This is a genomic window from Caldimonas sp., from assembly GCF_046291045.1.
In the GTDB taxonomy this organism is placed as follows: Bacteria; Pseudomonadota; Gammaproteobacteria; order Burkholderiales; family Burkholderiaceae_C; genus Caldimonas.
Genome location: NZ_JBKBSL010000005.1, coordinates 1 through 15,369, shown reverse-complemented (window position 1 = coordinate 15,369; position 15,369 = coordinate 1). Strand labels below are relative to the sequence as shown.

15 protein-coding genes are annotated in these 15,369 nt (G+C 69.8%); 14 read left to right on the top strand and 1 reads right to left on the bottom strand.

Annotation, left to right across the window (positions count from 1 at the left end; genetic code table 11):
* Window positions 1-2,538, bottom strand: coding sequence for a zinc-dependent metalloprotease (locus tag ACK4ZD_RS02820; protein WP_409658508.1), 2,538 nt, complete (start codon window positions 2,536-2,538; stop codon window positions 1-3).
* A 275-nt stretch (window positions 2,539-2,813) separates the two neighbouring features.
* On the opposite strand from ACK4ZD_RS02820, the gene ACK4ZD_RS02815 reads away from it, so the two are divergent.
* From ACK4ZD_RS02815 to ACK4ZD_RS02750, 14 genes are all read left to right on the top strand, one after another.
* Complete coding sequence (locus ACK4ZD_RS02815; RefSeq protein WP_409658505.1) at window positions 2,814-3,404, top strand: YqiA/YcfP family alpha/beta fold hydrolase; 591 nt, start codon at window positions 2,814-2,816, stop codon at window positions 3,402-3,404.
* On the top strand, window positions 3,401-4,141 hold the full coding sequence (gene fabG / locus ACK4ZD_RS02810; protein WP_409658502.1) for a 3-oxoacyl-ACP reductase FabG: 741 nt from the start codon (window positions 3,401-3,403) through the stop codon (window positions 4,139-4,141). The genes ACK4ZD_RS02815 and fabG overlap by 4 nt, the downstream gene beginning before the upstream one ends.
* Before the next feature lie 31 nt (window positions 4,142-4,172).
* On the top strand, window positions 4,173-6,209 hold the full coding sequence (locus ACK4ZD_RS02805) for a ribonuclease catalytic domain-containing protein (protein WP_409658499.1): 2,037 nt from the start codon (window positions 4,173-4,175) through the stop codon (window positions 6,207-6,209).
* 15 nt (window positions 6,210-6,224) lie between these two features.
* Window positions 6,225-7,076, top strand: coding sequence for a TonB family protein (locus ACK4ZD_RS02800; protein WP_409658496.1), 852 nt, complete (start codon window positions 6,225-6,227; stop codon window positions 7,074-7,076).
* Window positions 7,076-7,924 carry a shikimate dehydrogenase gene (aroE, locus tag ACK4ZD_RS02795; RefSeq protein WP_409658493.1) on the top strand — a complete coding sequence of 283 codons (849 nt, stop codon included), beginning with the start codon at window positions 7,076-7,078 and terminating at the stop codon, window positions 7,922-7,924. Before ACK4ZD_RS02800 ends, aroE begins: the two co-directional genes overlap by 1 nt.
* 10 nt (window positions 7,925-7,934) lie before the next feature.
* A complete protein-coding gene (mtgA, locus tag ACK4ZD_RS02790; protein WP_409658490.1) occupies window positions 7,935-8,681 on the top strand; it encodes a monofunctional biosynthetic peptidoglycan transglycosylase in 747 nt (248 codons plus the stop codon).
* 30 nt (window positions 8,682-8,711) lie between these two features.
* Window positions 8,712-9,326 carry a hypothetical protein gene (locus ACK4ZD_RS02785; RefSeq protein WP_409658487.1) on the top strand — a complete coding sequence of 205 codons (615 nt, stop codon included), beginning with the start codon at window positions 8,712-8,714 and terminating at the stop codon, window positions 9,324-9,326.
* Window positions 9,323-9,850: a TlpA disulfide reductase family protein gene (locus ACK4ZD_RS02780; RefSeq protein ID WP_409658484.1), complete on the top strand. Its 528-nt coding sequence runs from the start codon at window positions 9,323-9,325 to the stop codon at window positions 9,848-9,850. Before ACK4ZD_RS02785 ends, ACK4ZD_RS02780 begins: the two co-directional genes overlap by 4 nt.
* 175 nt (window positions 9,851-10,025) lie before the next feature.
* Window positions 10,026-10,472, top strand: coding sequence for a type II 3-dehydroquinate dehydratase (aroQ, locus tag ACK4ZD_RS02775; protein ID WP_409658481.1), 447 nt, complete (start codon window positions 10,026-10,028; stop codon window positions 10,470-10,472).
* Between the two features lie 82 nt (window positions 10,473-10,554).
* Entirely contained in the window at window positions 10,555-11,025 is a 471-nt protein-coding gene (gene accB, locus ACK4ZD_RS02770) for an acetyl-CoA carboxylase biotin carboxyl carrier protein (RefSeq protein ID WP_409658478.1), read from the top strand.
* Window positions 11,026-11,035: 10 nt separating this feature from the next.
* Window positions 11,036-12,385: an acetyl-CoA carboxylase biotin carboxylase subunit gene (gene accC / locus ACK4ZD_RS02765; RefSeq protein WP_409658475.1), complete on the top strand. Its 1,350-nt coding sequence runs from the start codon at window positions 11,036-11,038 to the stop codon at window positions 12,383-12,385.
* 4 nt (window positions 12,386-12,389) lie between these two features.
* Window positions 12,390-13,286: a 50S ribosomal protein L11 methyltransferase gene (prmA, locus tag ACK4ZD_RS02760; RefSeq protein ID WP_409658472.1), complete on the top strand. Its 897-nt coding sequence runs from the start codon at window positions 12,390-12,392 to the stop codon at window positions 13,284-13,286.
* A gap of 48 nt (window positions 13,287-13,334) precedes the next feature.
* Window positions 13,335-14,435, top strand: coding sequence for a zinc-ribbon and DUF3426 domain-containing protein (locus ACK4ZD_RS02755; protein ID WP_409658469.1), 1,101 nt, complete (start codon window positions 13,335-13,337; stop codon window positions 14,433-14,435).
* 32 nt (window positions 14,436-14,467) lie between these two features.
* A partial coding sequence (locus ACK4ZD_RS02750; RefSeq protein ID WP_409658466.1) for a carbohydrate kinase family protein occupies window positions 14,468-15,369 on the top strand: 902 nt, incomplete at its 3' end.

Here is a 15,369-nt window from a genome sequence, read left to right as displayed (position 1 = left end):
TCAGGGCTGGCGCAAGAAGGACGCCTGCAGCGAACGCGCCAACAGGGTGCGGCTGTCCTCCAGATGAGCCCGTGTGGCTAGCGACAGGCCGGGACGGCGCACGGCCCGGTCGAGCCCGACCAGCAACTGGCGCGCCAGCAGGCGCTGCAGGCTCAGGGCATCGCCCGGCAACGCCCCCGGCCCCCGCGTGAGCAGCCCGGACAGGCGCTGCAAGTGCTCGCGCTGCAGCTGGCGGCGCAAGGGCGCGATCTCGCCGCCACTGCGCAGCTCGCTCCACACCGCTTCTTGCAGCCCGCGATAGACCTCGTCCAGACCCAGCACCCGTTCCCCTGCCTTCGCATACAGCGGGGCCTCCAGCACCCTGGCGGCCGTGCCCGCACTGAGCAGGCGATCGAGCACCGTGGCCTGCACGCCGCGCACCAGCTCGGGCACCGACACCGGCCCGGCGACCTGGCGGTCGAGGTAGTCGGTGGGCAAGCTGCGCAAGAACTCGGGGCGGAAGCGGAAGTTGTCCTGGCTGAACAAGTGCCGTGTGAGGAAGGTGAGCGCCCGGCGCTGCTCGGCCGCGGCCACCGGCGTGTAGGTGGGCCGCGCCTGCGGGCCGGGCAGGTCGCGCACCTGCACCAGACCGCCTACGTACTTGGCAGCCAGATCGGCCGCCATGCGCAGCGGGCCGAAGCCACTGAGCATCGCTCGTCGCGAACGCAGCGGATCCTCGCCCGCACGGGGCGAGCGCGTCTGCAGGCGCTGCCACAGCTCTTGCGACAGCACGAGGCGGCGCTCGTAGTAGGTCAGCGGATCGTCGCCGAGGTCGAAACGGTTGGCCAGCGGGTCGAAGCTCTCGAAGCCGCCCAGTCCTCCGGCGTCGAAGTCGTCGGCATAAGCCAGCGCGGGCTCGCGGCTGCGCGAAGCGATGCGTTCCAGGCCTTGCGCTTCCTCATCGGCAGCAAAGGGCCGGTAGGCGTACTCGATGGCCCAGTAGTCGTAAGGCCCGAGCGTGGTGTTGACGATGGCACCCTGCGGCTGCCCCGCCGGCGCGAGGTTGTAGGCGTTGTAGTCCATCACCGAGCCCGAAATGCCCTGCGCGGCGGTGTAGGCTGCATCGCCCAGCCGTGCGAACGGCACCGCGGTGGAGGCCTTGAAGTTGTGCTTCAGGCCCAGGGCATGACCCACCTCGTGCATCACCACGTCCTTGATGACCGCCCGCACGAAGGCCTCGGCCTCGGGGCCGTCGGGCGCGATGTCGCCGCGGGCCTCCAGCAGCTCCCAGGCAAACTGGGCCTCGGCAGCCACCTCGTGGGCATAGTGACAAGCCCCCGGGGTGGCTTCACCGCGCCAGGCCGCGGTGAGTTCGGCCAGCCGCTCCTGGCTGCCGGCCCGCGGCGTGTCGACGATGAAGCGGCGCGCCCCGCGCGCAAAGAGGTCGGCGATGGCGATGTCCGCGTCCAGGATCTCGCCGGTGCGCGGGTCGGCATGGTGAGGTCCGCGCGCCGAGGCCGCATCGATGCCGACGAACCAGCGAATCGATGCATGGCGGGCGTCGAGGGTATCCCAGTTGGCATCCTCGGGCTGCTGGCGGGCTTCGATGGCCCCGACGAAGCCAATGCGCTCGAAGGCCCGGTTCCATTCCAGCACCCCCTCGCGCACCGCCTGGCGGTAGCGTTCGGGGATGTTGCGGTCCAACCAGAAGACGATGGGCTCGCGCGGCGGCGAGCGCTCGGCCTGCGGATCGGCCTTCTCCAGCCGCCAACGCGCGATGTGGTGCACGCGCGGCTGCACGGGCAGGTCGCGCGTGAGGTCGGTGTGCGCATGGGTGAAATGCCCCAGGCGCGGATCGGCCGCACGCGGGCGCATCGGCTCGGGCGGCAAGGCCAGGAAGTTGTAGACCAGATCGACGAAGAAACTGCGCGCATCGGGCAGCACCGTAGGCGGCGCCGGTCGTACCGCCGGCGCCGGCCCGGCGGCCGGCGGCAGCACGGGAATGCGCGGCACCATGTGGTGCTGGCGCACCCTCACCGCCGTGAGCCGGCCGGACTGGTGCACGTGCTCGATCTGAGAATTGGCGCGATCGAGCGCGTAACTCAGGCGAAAGGCCGACTCGATCGCACTGCCATAGCCGGCGATGTCACCCAGCAGGAAGCTGGCATCCACCAGCACCGCCTGGTGCTCGGGATGCGGCGCGCTGGCCGGCGGCAGGGCCGCGAGCAGGCTCTCGGAATAGCCCTCGCGCACGGCGCGACTCAAGGCGGCGTCGCCTTGCGCCTGCACAGCCGTGTTCAGCGCCACCAGCTGGAGGCGCTCGCCCGCACGGCGCCACTCCACCAGCCAGTACCGGCCCATCTGGCCGGCGTACAGGCCTCGCTGCCCCACCGAGCCGGCCACGTTGATGCTCAGCAGGAAGGGCCGGCCCAACCGGGCCGGCGACAGCTCGAACCAGACCTTGTCCTCACGCCGCCAGACCGGCAGGTGGCCGTCCTCGCGTGTCGCGCCCTTGGTCACTTCGGCAAAGGCCGGCGGGGCGCCGGAGGCGGGACGCATTGTGGGGGCCGCCGAAGCGGCGGAGACCGGCGCAGAGGCCGCAGCGGGGGGCTTCGAACCGGTGCCCGCGCAAGCCGCCAAAGCCAGCGCAGCCCCCAGCACGGCCCAGCGGGCGGGAGACACGATCGCATGCATAGACGCATCATGCCCCCGACATGGGGCCTCCCGGATGCAAAACCCTTCACGCTCGCCCCCGGGGCAAACCCCAGGTGAAGACCCCTTCCGTCCCGCCCGGCTTAGACTGCGACGCTTTGCCGCCGGCCTTTGCTGTCACGATGTCCCGCCGCGACCTGTTGTACCTCCATGGCTTCCGCTCCTCGCCGCGCTCGGCCAAAGCGCAGCAAATGGGCGCGTGCATCGCGCGCCGGCAGGCCCGGGGCGAAGACTGGACCTGGCGGTGCCCGCAGCTACCGCCGTCGCCGGCGCAGGCATGGTCGCTCATCGAGGCCACCCTGGGCAGCCTGCCCAAGGAGCGGCGGGCCGTGATCGGCTCCTCGCTGGGGGGCTTCTACGCCACAGTGGCGGCCGAGCGCCTGGGCTGCCCGGCCGTGCTGATCAACCCGGCCGTGGACCCGGCGCGTGACCTGGCCCGCTACATCGGCGAGATCACCGCCTGGCACAGCGAAGAACGCTTCTGGTTCCGCCCCGAGTTCATCGATGAGCTGCGTGCCCTCACGCCGGCAGCCCTCACCCAGCCCGATCGCTACTTCGTGCTCATCGCCAAGGGCGACGAGGTGCTGGACTGGCGCGAGATGGCGGCGCGCTATGCCGGCACGCGGCTCACGGTGCTCGAAGGCGGCGACCACGCGCTCAGCAGCTTCCCCGATCACCTCGACGACATCCTCTCCTTCCTGGAGCACGCATGAGACTGCAAGACAAGACGGCCATCGTCACCGGCGCGGCCCAGGGCATCGGCCTGGCCACGGCCCTCAAATTCGCACGCGAAGGCGCGCGCGTGATGGTGTGCGACATCCGCCGCGAGGCCGTGGACGCCGCCGTGGCAAGGTGCCGCGCCCTGGGCGCCCAGGCTGAAGGCCAGGTGGTGGACGTGACCTCGCGCGAGCAGGTCCAGGCGATGGCCGACGCCACGCTGAGCCGCTTCGGCCGCATCGACGTGCTGGTCAACAACGCCGGCATCACGCAAGACGCGCGGCTGCAGAAGATGACTTTGGAGCAGTTCGACCGCGTCATCGACGTGAACCTGCGCGGCGTCTTCCACTGCGCGCAGGCCGTGCTGCCGGCCATGCTCGAACAAGGCGCCGGCGTGATCCTCAATGCCTCCTCGGTGGTGGGCATCTATGGCAACTATGGCCAGACCAACTATGCGGCCAGCAAATTCGGCGTGATCGGCTTCACCAAGACCTGGTCGCGCGAACTCGGGCCCAAGGGCATCCGCGTCAACGCGGTGGCGCCGGGCTTCATCGAAACGCCCATCCTCGCCACCATCCCCGACAAGGTGCTCACCGCGATGCGCGAGGACGTGCCGCTCAAGCGCCTGGGCCGTCCCGAGGAGATTGCCAACGTCTACGCCTTCCTGGCCAGCGACGAGGCCTCCTACGTGAACGGCGCAGTGCTGGAAGTCTCCGGCGGCCTGACGGTCTGAGGCCGGCGGCCGAACAGGCGACAATCGGGGCATGTTCGCCCTGTTTGAAGATGCCGGCAAATTCCTGGCCGGCCGTGTGATGTCCCAGGCCGAGGCTTCGGTGCAGATCGAGCTCGACTCCGGCAAGCGCGTGAAAGTCAAGTCGGCCCACGTGCTGCTGCAATTCGAGCAGCCCGCGCCTGCACAACTGCTCGCCCAGGCCCAGGCCCTGGCCCAGGAGATCGACCTCGATCTGGCGTGGGAATTCGCCCCCGAGGACGAGTTCGGTTTCGCCGACTTGGCGCGCGACTATTTCGACGCCCATGCCGACGCGGTGCAGCAGGCCGCGGCGCTGCTGCGCCTGTTCGAGGCCCCCCACTATTTCCGCCGCGTCGGCAAGGGCCGCTTCAAGAAGGCGCCCGAGGAGATCGTCAAGGCCGCGCTGCTTGCCATCGAGCGCAAACAGCAGCAGCAGGCCCAGGTCGAGGCCTGGGCGACCGAGCTGGCCGCGGGGCGCTGCCCCGAGCCCGTGCGCGAGCAGCTTTACAAAATTCTCTTCAAGCCCGACAAGAACGCCCTGGAGTACAAGGCGGTGGTCGAGGCCAGCAAGCGGACCCACCACAGCGCGCTGGATCTGCTCAAGGCGGCCGGGGCCATCGACAGCCCCTACCAGTTCCACTGGCGACGCTTCCTGTTCGAGCACTTCCCCAAAGGCTATGGCTTCCCGGCCCTCGCCGCCCCGCCCGTCACCGATGAGCTGCCGGTGGCCCCCGTGCAGGCCTTCAGCATCGACGACTCGGCCACCACCGAGATCGACGACGCGCTGTCGGTGCAGGGCCTGGGCACCGGCACCGTGGTCTTCGGCGTGCACATCGCCGCACCCGGCCTGGCGATCGCCCCGGGCGATGCGCTGGACCAGGTCGCGCGCGCACGCTATTCCACGGTGTACATGCCGGGCTACAAGATCACCATGCTGCCCGACGAGGTGGTGCAGGCCTACACCTTGCAGGAAGGGCGCGACTGCCCGGCCGTGTCGATCTACTTCACGATCGACGAAGCCACGCTCGAAGTGCGCGGTCACGAGACACGCCTGGAGCGCGTGCCGATCGGCGCCAACCTGCGCCACGACCAGCTCGACGGCGTGATCACCGCCGATACGCTGAGCGGTGCCGCCGCGGCCGCCTACCCCTTCCCGGCCGAGCTGGCCTTCTGCTGGCGCCTGGCGCGCCACCTGAAAGCCCAGCGGGAAGTGGTGCGCGGCAAGCCCGAGACCTTCACCCGCCCCGACTACAGCTTCCGCCTGGCAGACCACGACGGCCGCGAACCCACCGGCCGGGAGACCGTGCTGATCACCACGCGCAAGCGCGGCGAGCCGCTGGACCTGATCGTGGCCGAGGCCATGATCCTGGCCAACGCCACCTGGGGCGGCTGGCTGGCCGAGCTGGGCGTGCCTGGCATCTACCGCAGCCAGGCCAGCCTGCAGCCCGGGGTGAAAGTGCGCATGAGCACCAAGCCCCTGCCCCACGCCGGCATGGGCGTGAAACAGTACACCTGGGCCACCTCGCCGCTGCGCCGCTACGTCGACCTCGTCAATCAGTGGCAGATCATCGCCTGCGCGCGCCATGGCCGCACCGCCGCGCTGGCTGCGCCCTTCAAGCCCAAGGACGCCGAGCTGTTCTCGGTGATCTCCGGCTTCGATGCGGCCTACACCGCCTACAACGACTTCCAGCACGGCATCGAGCGTTACTGGACGCTGCGCTACCTCGTGCAAAACGACCTGCAGGAACTCACCGCCGCCGTGCTCAAGGACGGACTGGTGCGTGCCGACACCCTGCCCCTGGTCTTCCGCGCCGCCGGCACCGAGAACCTGCCGCGCGGCGCCCACGTGCGGGTGCGCATCACGGGGGTGGACGAACTCACGCTGGACGTGCATGCCAACTTCGTCGAACGCCTGGACGAGGTCGTCTCCGAGGCGGTGGAAGACGAAGGCGAGGAGGAGGACACCGCCGGCCCGATCGCCCTGGCCATCGAGATCGACGAGGGCGACAATGCTGCGCCAGCCGCCGACCCTGCCGGCGCCGCCGCCTGACCCCGCACCGACCCGATGCTCAAGAAGCTCAGCACCCTGCAGATCGCCCTGGCCATCTCGCTGGGGGTGCATGCCCTGCTGTTGACCGTGCGCTTCGTCGATCCCGAAGCCTTCAACCGTGTCTTCGAGGACACCCCGCTGGAGGTCATCCTCGTCAACGCGCGCTCCGCCGAGCGCCCTGAGCAGGCCCAGGCCATCGCCCAGGCCAACCTGGCCGGCGGCGGCAACGTCGAGCGTGGCCGCGCCAGCTCGCCCCTGCCGCCGTCGGCCGTGCTGGAAACCGGCAACGCCTTCGAAGACGCGCAGCGCCAGATCGAGACCCTGATGGAGCAGCAAGAGCGCCTGCTGGCCAGCCTGCGCCGCGAACTGGCCCAGCTGCCCACGCCCGACCCCCGCAGCCACCAAGGCAGCCAAGAGGCGCAATCGCAAGAGGAAAAGCGCCGCCAACTGCTGCGCATGCTGGCCGAGATCGAAAAACGCATCAACGAAGAGAACGCGCGGCCCAAGCGCCGCTACATCAGCCCCAGCACCCGCGAGGAGGCCTACGCGATCTACTACGACCAGCTGCGCCGCAAGATCGAGGACCGCGGCACGCGCAACTTCCCCGAGCACCAGGGCAGGAAGCTCTATGGCGAGCTCACCATGATCGTCACCGTCGACGCCCAAGGGCGCGTGGTCGATACCGAGGTCGTGCAGCGCTCCGGCCAGCCGGTGCTCGACCGCCAGGCCGTGGCCATCGTGCACGCCGCCAGCCCTTTCGGCCCCTTCACCCGTGAGATGCGCGCCAAGGCCGATCAGATCGTGGTCGTCTCGCGCTTTCGCTTCACGCGCGAACAGGCCCTGGAAACCACCCTCACCGGCAACTGATGGACACCGCCGCCCGACCCGACCGCTATGCGGTGATCGGCCACCCCGTGGCCCACAGCAAATCGCCCGACATCCACGCCCGCTTTGCGGCGCTGATGGGGCAGCACCTCGTGTACGAGCGCGTGCTGGCGCCACTCGACGGTTTTGCGGCCACGGTGCGTGACTTCGCCGGCGCCGGCGGCCGCGGCTGCAACGTCACCGTGCCCTTCAAGTTCGAGGCCCACGACCTCGCCCCTCGGCGCAGCCAGCGGGCCTTGCTCGCCGGGGCGGTCAACACCCTGCGCTTCGATCCCGACGGCTGGTTCGGCGACAACACCGACGGGGCCGGTCTCGTGCACGACTTGCAGCACAACGCCGGCCTCGACCTGGCCGGCCGCGACCTGCTGCTGCTGGGTGCCGGCGGAGCCAGCGCCGGCGTGCTGGGCCCGCTGCTGGCCGAGCGGCCGCGCCGCGTGGTGGTGGCCAACCGCAGCCCATACAAGGCCCAGGCCCTCGTCGCGCGCCATGCCGCCTGGGCCCAGGCCTACGGCGTGGCACTGTCAGCTTGCGGCCTGGACGACTGCGGCACCGGCTACGCCCTCGTGCTCAACGCCACGGCGGCCAGCCTGCAAGGCGCCGGCAGCCCGGTGCCGGCCGCCGTGCTGGGCCCGGGGGCCCTGGCCCTGGACATGATGTACGGCCCAGCCGCCGAGCCCTTCCTGCACTGGGCGCGCGAGCACGGTGCGGCCGCGCGTGATGGCCTGGGCATGCTGGTGGAGCAAGCAGCCGAAGCCTTCTGCCTGTGGCGCGGCGTGCGCCCCCCCACCGCCGACATCCTGCGCGAGCTGCGCGCGAGCCTGGCTCGCTGAGGAGCCCCCGATGCGCACCCTGCTCGCCTGGACCTGGCGCTTTGGCGCCCTCCTTGCAGTCTGCGCCCTGTCGCTGCAGTTGTATTTCCTCGCCCGGGTGGGGCTGATGCTCGTCATCGACCCGCAGTCCACCACCTTCCAACGCAGCCAGGCCTGGCGCATCACCCTGGAGCACGGCCGCCTGCCCTGGCGCCAGGAATGGCGCGATGCCGACCGCATCTCCGACCACCTCAAGCGCGCGGTGATCGCCGCCGAGGACGCCAGCTTCGCCGAGCACGACGGCGTGGACTGGGACGCCATCGAACGCGCCTGGGAGCGCAACCAGCAGGCCCTGGAACGAGCCGAGCGCCTGGCCCGGCAGCGCCCCGGCGCGCCGACGCGGCCGGTGCGCATCGTCGGCGGCTCGACGATCACCCAGCAACTGGCCAAGAACCTCTTCCTGTCGGGCGAACGCAGCTTCCTGCGCAAGGGGCAGGAGATCATCATCACCTACATGCTCGAGCACGTCCTGAGCAAGCGCCGCATCCTGGAGCTCTACCTGAACCATGTCGAATGGGGCGAAGGCGTGTTCGGCGCCGAAGCCGCCGCACGGCACTACTTCGGCGTCGGGGCCGACCAACTCACCCCCTGGCAAGCGGCCCGGCTGGCGGTGATGCTGCCCGCGCCTCGCCGCTACGAGCAGCGTCCCCACTCGCCCTACCTGCAGCGCCGGGCGCAGACCATCCTCGCCCGCATGGGAGCCGTGACCCTGCCCTGAACCTGCCAGCCCCCCGCGGGTCTGACCGCCATGCCCCCCTCCGACCTCACCGCCGAAATCGCCGCCGCCGCCGCCCGCCTCATCGTCGAAGACGGGATGGAGTACGGGCCGGCCAAGCGCCGCGCCGCCAAGCTCGTGGCCTCGCGCCGCAGCGGCCCAGTGGACCTGCCCGACAACGCGATGGTCGAAGACGAAGTGCGCGCCTACATCGAACTCTTCTGCGCCGACACTCAGCCGGTCGAACTCGCCGCGCTGCGCAGCGTGGCTCTGCGCTGGATGGAGCGCCTGGCCGGCTTCGACCCGCACCTGACGGGTGCCGTCTGGAACGGCACCGCCACGCGCCACAGCGACGTCTGGATCAACCTTTTCTGCGACGACCCCAAATCGGCCGAGATCACCCTGCTCAACCTGCGCATTCCCTATGACGTGGGGCAGACCCAGGGCTGGCGCGGCGAGCCGGTGGACGTGCTGACCGTCACCGACCGGCACCCCACGTTGACGCAGCCGGTGCTCGTCCACCTGGGCATCTACGACCGAGACGACCTGCGCGGGGCCCTGCGTCGTGATGCCCGGGGCCGCAGCGAAAGAGGATCGCTGGCGGCCGTGCGCGCCCTGATGGACCCTGCGACTTCGACCCCCCGATGAACCGACGGCACTTCCTTCTGTACGCTGGCGCGGCCGGCACCGCCGCCCTGGGCGGGGCGGGGCTGGCCTGGTGGCGCCTGCGCCCCGCCGCCGCGGCCGCCGACGCCGCGGCCACCCTGTTCGCCCAGACCTTCGAGGCCCCCGATGGCAGCCGCGTGGCCCTGCGCCAGTTCGCCGGCCGGCCGCTGGTGGTCAACTTCTGGGCCACCTGGTGCCCGCCGTGCGTGAAGGAGATGCCCGAACTCGACCGCTTCCACCGCAGCCACCGCACCCAGGGCTGGCAAGTGCTCGGCCTGGCCATCGACCGGCCGGAAGCGGTGCGCGAGTTCCTGGCCAAAATCCCGGTGAGCTTCCCGATCGCCATCGCCGGCTTTGCAGGCACCGAACTGGGCAAGACCCTGGGCAACACCGCCGGCGCCCTGCCCTTCACGGTCGCGCTCAACGCCGCTGGCGAAATCACGCACCGCAAACTCGGGGAAACCAGCTACGATGAGTTGCTGAGCTGGATGCACCCCACCGCCTGAGCCTCAGCGCTCGGCCCCCACCAGCCCAGGGCGGCAAGACGAAGGCAGCGCAGCAGCGGACCACCCGCCCATGCGACCGACGGGGTCGATTGAAACAATTTCTCGACTTCTGACGTGATTTGCGCTTAAAGTCACGCCTTCGTCACCAAAATCTGGCCTCATCGCCCCGTCTCGCATGTCGATCCTCGTCCTTCACGGCCCCAACCTCAACCTGCTCGGCACCCGCGAGCCGCAGGTCTACGGATCGACCACTTTGGAGCAAATCAACGCAGATCTTGCAAAGATCGCGCAAGATCACGGCCAGATGCTGGTTTCGTTTCAGAGCAACCACGAAGGCGCGCTGGTCGACCGCATCCATGCCGCCCGCCAAGACGGCACCCGCTTCATCCTGATCAACCCCGCCGCCTACACCCACACCAGTGTGGCCCTGCGCGACGCCCTGGCCGCGGTGGCCCTACCCTTCGTCGAGGTCCACCTGTCCAACATCCACCGCCGCGAGGCCTTCCGCCATCACTCCTACCTGTCGGACTTGGCCGAAGGCGTGATCTGCGGCCTGGGGGCCAGCGGCTACCGACTCGCGCTCCACTACGCCCTCGAGCGCTTGGCCCGGACCCCCGCCTGATTTTCATCATATAAAAAAAGATCGGTGCACAATGCGCGCCGATCACAACAATCCACCTCGAAGTCTGTTGGAGAGAGCCACCATGGATCTACGCAAGCTCAAAACCCTGATCGATCTGGTGTCCGAGTCGAACATCTCGGAGCTGGAGATCACCGAAGCTGACGGCAAGGTCCGCATCGTGAAGTCCGACGGCCAGGCCCCGGCCCTGGCGCCCGTGGTGGCCGCTCCGGTGCTGGCTCCGGCGCCGGTGACGGCGATGGCCGCCGCGCCCGCCCCGACCCCCGCGACCAGCGCCGCCCCGGCACCGGCCGCCCCGGCGGGCCATGCGGTCAAGTCGCCCATGGTGGGCACCTTCTACCGTGCATCCAGCCCCGGTGCCAAGCCCTTCGTCGAAGTGGGCCAACAGGTCAAGGAAGGCGACCCGATCTGCATCATCGAGGCGATGAAGATCATGAACGAGATCGAGGCCGACAAGTCCGGCACGGTCACCCAAATCCTGTGCGAGAACGGACAGGCCGTGGAATACGGCCAACCGCTGATGATCATCGAGTGAGGCGCACTCGATGTTCAAGAAAATCCTGATCGCCAACCGCGGGGAGATCGCCCTGCGGATCCAGCGCGCCTGCCGCGAGATGGGCATTCAGTCGGTGGTGGTCTACTCCGAGGCCGACCGAGACGCCAAGTATGTCAAGCTGGCCGACGAGGCCGTGTGCATCGGCCCGGCGCCTTCCTCGCAAAGTTACCTGCACATGCCGGCCATCATCTCGGCCGCCGAAGTGACCGACGCCGAAGCCATCCACCCCGGCTATGGCTTCCTGTCCGAGAACGCCGACTTCGCCGAGCGTGTCGAGCAAAGCGGCTTCACCTTCATCGGCCCCACGCCCGAGTCCATCCGCATCATGGGTGACAAGGTCTCGGCCAAGGCCGCGATGATCAAGGCCGGCGTGCCTTGCGTGCCGGGCTCCGAAGGCGCCCTGCCCGAGGATCCGAAAGAGATCATCCGCATCGCCCGCTCGATCGGCTATCCGGTCATCATCAAGGCCGCCGGCGGCGGGGGCGGGCGGGGCATGCGCGTGGTGCACACCGAGGCCGCGCTGATCCATGCCGTACAGACCACCCGGGCCGAGGCCGGTGCTGCTTTCGGCAATTCCGCGGTCTACATGGAGAAGTTCCTCGAGAACCCCCGCCACATCGAGATCCAGGTCCTGGCCGACCAGCACCGCAACGCCGTCTACCTGGGTGAGCGCGACTGCTCGATGCAGCGCCGCCATCAAAAGATCATCGAGGAAGCGCCGGCGCCGGGCATCCCGCGCCGCGTGATCGAACGCATCGGCGCGCGCTGTGCCGATGCCTGTAAGAAGATCGGCTACCGTGGCGCCGGCACCTTCGAGTTCCTCTACGAGAACGGCGAGTTCTACTTCATCGAGATGAACACCCGCGTGCAGGTGGAGCACCCGGTGACCGAGCTCGTGACCGGCATCGACATCGTCCAGATGCAGATCCGCGTGGCCGCCGGCGAGAAGCTGCCCTTCTCGCAGCGCCACATCGAGATGCGCGGCCATGCCATCGAGTGCCGCATCAACGCCGAGGACCCGTACAAGTTCACCCCCTCCCCCGGGCGCATCACGATGTGGCATGCCCCCGGCGGCCCCGGCGTGCGCGTGGACTCGCACATCTACACCAACTACTTCGTGCCGCCGCACTACGACTCGATGATCGGCAAGATCATCGTTCACGGAGACACCCGCGAACAGGCGCTGGCACGCATGCGCATCGCGCTGTCCGAGACCCTGGTCGAGGGCATCCAGACCAACATCCCGCTGCACCGCGAGCTGATGGTCGATTCCAAGTTCATGGAAGGCGGCACCAGCATCCACTACTTGGAAGGCTGGATGGCACAACACCAGCGTTGAGATCATGGTCGAGCTCATCGTGCTGGCCGCCGAAGCCGACGTCGAGACGGTGTCCGACGCGCTGATGGAGCTCGACGCGCTGTCGGTCTCCGTCGAGGACGCCGACGCCGACAGCGCAGCCGAGCAGGCCCTGTTCGGCGAGCCCGGCCTGCCGGCCCCCCGTGCGGGCTGGCAGCGCTCCACGGTCAAGGCCCTCTACCCCGACGAGGACGCCGCGCTGGAAGCCGCCACGCTGCTGCTGGCGCAGGAGTGGGCCGGCAACGTGCACGTCGTCGCGATCCAGGACGTGCCGGACGAAGATTGGGTGCGCCTGACGCAATCGCAGTTCGCGCCGGTGGAGATCACGCCCAGCTTCTGGATCGTCCCCACCTGGCACGAGCCGCCGGCGCAGGCCGAGAGGATCATCCGCCTCGACCCGGGCCTGGCCTTCGGCACGGGCACCCATCCGACCACGCGCATGTGCCTGCGCTGGATCGCCACGCAGGCGCCGTCCCTGGGCGGCCAGTGGAGGCGTGTGCTCGACTACGGCTGCGGCTCGGGCATCCTGGCCATCGGCGCGGCGCTTCATGGGGCCCAGCACATCGACGCCGTGGACATCGACCCGGCCGCCGTCGAAGCGACCCGCCGCAACGCGCAGGCCAATGGCGTGGTGCTCCACGCCGGGCTGCCCGAGCAGGCCCAGGGGGCTTATCCACTCGTGCTGGCCAACATCCTGGCCACGCCGCTCAAGCTGCTCGCCCCCCTGCTGTGCGGCCACGTCGAACGCGGCGGCCACCTGGTGCTCGCCGGCATCCTGGAGCGTCAGGCCGACGAACTTCGCGCCGCCTATGCCCCCTGGCTGCACCTACAAGTCAGCGACCGGGACGAAGGCTGGATCTTGATGACCGCCCGCCGTGACTGAGCCCCGCGACCGACAGCGCGGACCCCTCATCGTGGCATCATTCGCGCCATGAGCCTGGCCACCCGCTGCCCCGCCTGCCATACCGCCTTCCGCGTGGTGCAGGACCAGCTCAAGGTGTCCGAGGGGTGGGTGCGCTGCGGTCGCTGCAACGAAGTCTTCAACGCCCTCGAGGGGCTCTTCGACCTCGAACGCGACCCGGCTCCCACCAGCGGCACGGCCCCGGCCTCCAGCCCCCCGGAAGGCAGCCCGACTGCCGCCGTGCAGGCCGGCCTGGGCGCCTTGCTGTCGCGGGCTTCGAGCGATGTGGCCCCGCTGCCCGCCCACGCCCCTCCCCCGGCTGCCGCCCGCCCTCCCGCTCCAGCCTGGCGGGATGCGGCCGGCGAGGACGACGCCCCCACCACCTCCGAGGTGCTGGACTCGCGCTTCCTCGACCGCAGCACTTACGGCGCCCAGCACGAAGGGGACGTGGAACACGAGTTCGCCGATGCCCGCCTGGACAGCCGCCTGCATGGCGAGGACGATGCCGACGCGCCGCGCCCCGCGGCCTGGACGCCCCGGGCCGCTGCGCCTCCCGCGCCGCTCACGCGGCGCCGCAGCCCGCGCGAGCGAGGCGCCGCGCAGGACGAGCCAGCCGCCGCCACCCCGAGCTTCCTGCGCCGGGCCGAGCGCGAGGCCCGCTGGCGCCACCCCGTGGTGCGCGCTGCGCTGGGCCTGGCCGCCCTGCTCCTGATGGTTGGGCTGGCCCTGCAATGGGCCCACCACGAACGCCACTGGCTCGCCGCCCACCATCCGGGCACACGCCCCTGGCTGGAGCAGCTATGCGCCTGGACCGGCTGTCGAATCGGCCCTTGGCCCTCCATCGAGCACGTCGTGGTGGACAGCAGCAGCCTGTCCCCTGGCAACACGCCGGACAGCTATCGTCTCTCGGTGCAACTGCGCAACCGCGCCGACGTGCCGCTGGCCGTGCCGGCCATCGAACTGGCACTGACCGACCTGCAAGGCCAGCTCGTCGCGCGCCGCGCGTTGCTGCCCTCGGACTTCCGCAGCGGCGACACCCTCGCGGCGCGCGGCGACCTCACCTTGCGCCTGGACTTCCGCACCCCCGGTCATCGCGTGGCCGGCTACACGGTCGAAGCCTTCTACCCCTGAACCCTGACGATCCCCAGCCCCGGAGCCCGTCCATGCCTGCACTGATCTGCGGTTCCCTCGCGTTCGACACCATCACCAACTTCCACGGGCGCTTTCGCGATCAGATCCTGCCGGAACAGATCCACATCCTGAACGTCTCTTTCCTCGTGCCCACACTGCGCCGAGAGTTCGGCGGCTGCGCTGGCAACATTGCCTACACGCTGCACCAGCTCGGCGGCACCCCGCTGGTGATGGCCGCGCTCGGCAGCGACGGGCAGGACTATCTCCAGCGCCTACGCGACTGGGGCGTGTCCACCGAGTACGTGCGCGTGGTCGAGGACCACTACACCGCCCAGGCGATCATCATGACCGACCTGGACAACAACCAGATCACCGCCTTCCACCCGGGCGCGATGGCGCAGGCCCACCATATCCGCGTCCCCGCCCGCCAGGACATCGCTCTGGCCATCATCGCGCCGGACGGACGCGAGGCCATGCTCGAGCACGCCGAACAGCTCGCCGCGGCCGGCATCCCCTTCATCTTCGATCCAGGCCAAGGCCTGCCGATGTTCAACGGCGAGGAACTGAGCCGCTTCGTGTCGCAGGCCACTTGGGTCGCGCTGAACGACTACGAGGCCCGCATGCTGTGCGAACGCACCGGCCAGGATCTGGCCGCGCTGTCGCGTTCCCACCTGCGCGGCGTGGTGGTCACGCTCGGCGAGCACGGCTGCGAGGTCTGGATCCAGGGCGAGCGTCAGCACGTCCCCGGCGTGAAGGCCCAGGCCGTGATCGACCCCACCGGCTGCGGCGACGCCTTCCGCGCCGCGCTGCTCTATGGCCTGGAGCGCGGCTGGCCGCTGACGCGCTGCGCCGAACTGGGCAACCGGCTGGGTGCGCTGAAGATCGCCTGCAGCGGCCCCCAGAACCACCGCATCGACCGGGCCACGCTCGGCCT

Coding starts and splice junctions, on each gene's coding strand:
- ACK4ZD_RS02800 (WP_409658496.1), top strand. CDS start 6,225: ATGCTCAAGAAGCTCAGCACCCTGCAGATCGCCCTGGCCATCTCGCTG.
- fabG (WP_409658502.1), top strand. CDS start 3,401: ATGAGACTGCAAGACAAGACGGCCATCGTCACCGGCGCGGCCCAGGGC.
- ACK4ZD_RS02785 (WP_409658487.1), top strand. CDS start 8,712: ATGCCCCCCTCCGACCTCACCGCCGAAATCGCCGCCGCCGCCGCCCGC.
- ACK4ZD_RS02780 (WP_409658484.1), top strand. CDS start 9,323: ATGAACCGACGGCACTTCCTTCTGTACGCTGGCGCGGCCGGCACCGCC.
- accC (WP_409658475.1), top strand. CDS start 11,036: ATGTTCAAGAAAATCCTGATCGCCAACCGCGGGGAGATCGCCCTGCGG.
- ACK4ZD_RS02805 (WP_409658499.1), top strand. CDS start 4,173: ATGTTCGCCCTGTTTGAAGATGCCGGCAAATTCCTGGCCGGCCGTGTG.
- ACK4ZD_RS02815 (WP_409658505.1), top strand. CDS start 2,814: ATGTCCCGCCGCGACCTGTTGTACCTCCATGGCTTCCGCTCCTCGCCG.
- ACK4ZD_RS02755 (WP_409658469.1), top strand. CDS start 13,335: ATGAGCCTGGCCACCCGCTGCCCCGCCTGCCATACCGCCTTCCGCGTG.
- ACK4ZD_RS02820 (WP_409658508.1), bottom strand. CDS start 2,538: ATGCGTCCCGCCTCCGGCGCCCCGCCGGCCTTTGCCGAAGTGACCAAG.
- prmA (WP_409658472.1), top strand. CDS start 12,390: ATGGTCGAGCTCATCGTGCTGGCCGCCGAAGCCGACGTCGAGACGGTG.
- aroQ (WP_409658481.1), top strand. CDS start 10,026: ATGTCGATCCTCGTCCTTCACGGCCCCAACCTCAACCTGCTCGGCACC.
- aroE (WP_409658493.1), top strand. CDS start 7,076: ATGGACACCGCCGCCCGACCCGACCGCTATGCGGTGATCGGCCACCCC.
- mtgA (WP_409658490.1), top strand. CDS start 7,935: ATGCGCACCCTGCTCGCCTGGACCTGGCGCTTTGGCGCCCTCCTTGCA.
- accB (WP_409658478.1), top strand. CDS start 10,555: ATGGATCTACGCAAGCTCAAAACCCTGATCGATCTGGTGTCCGAGTCG.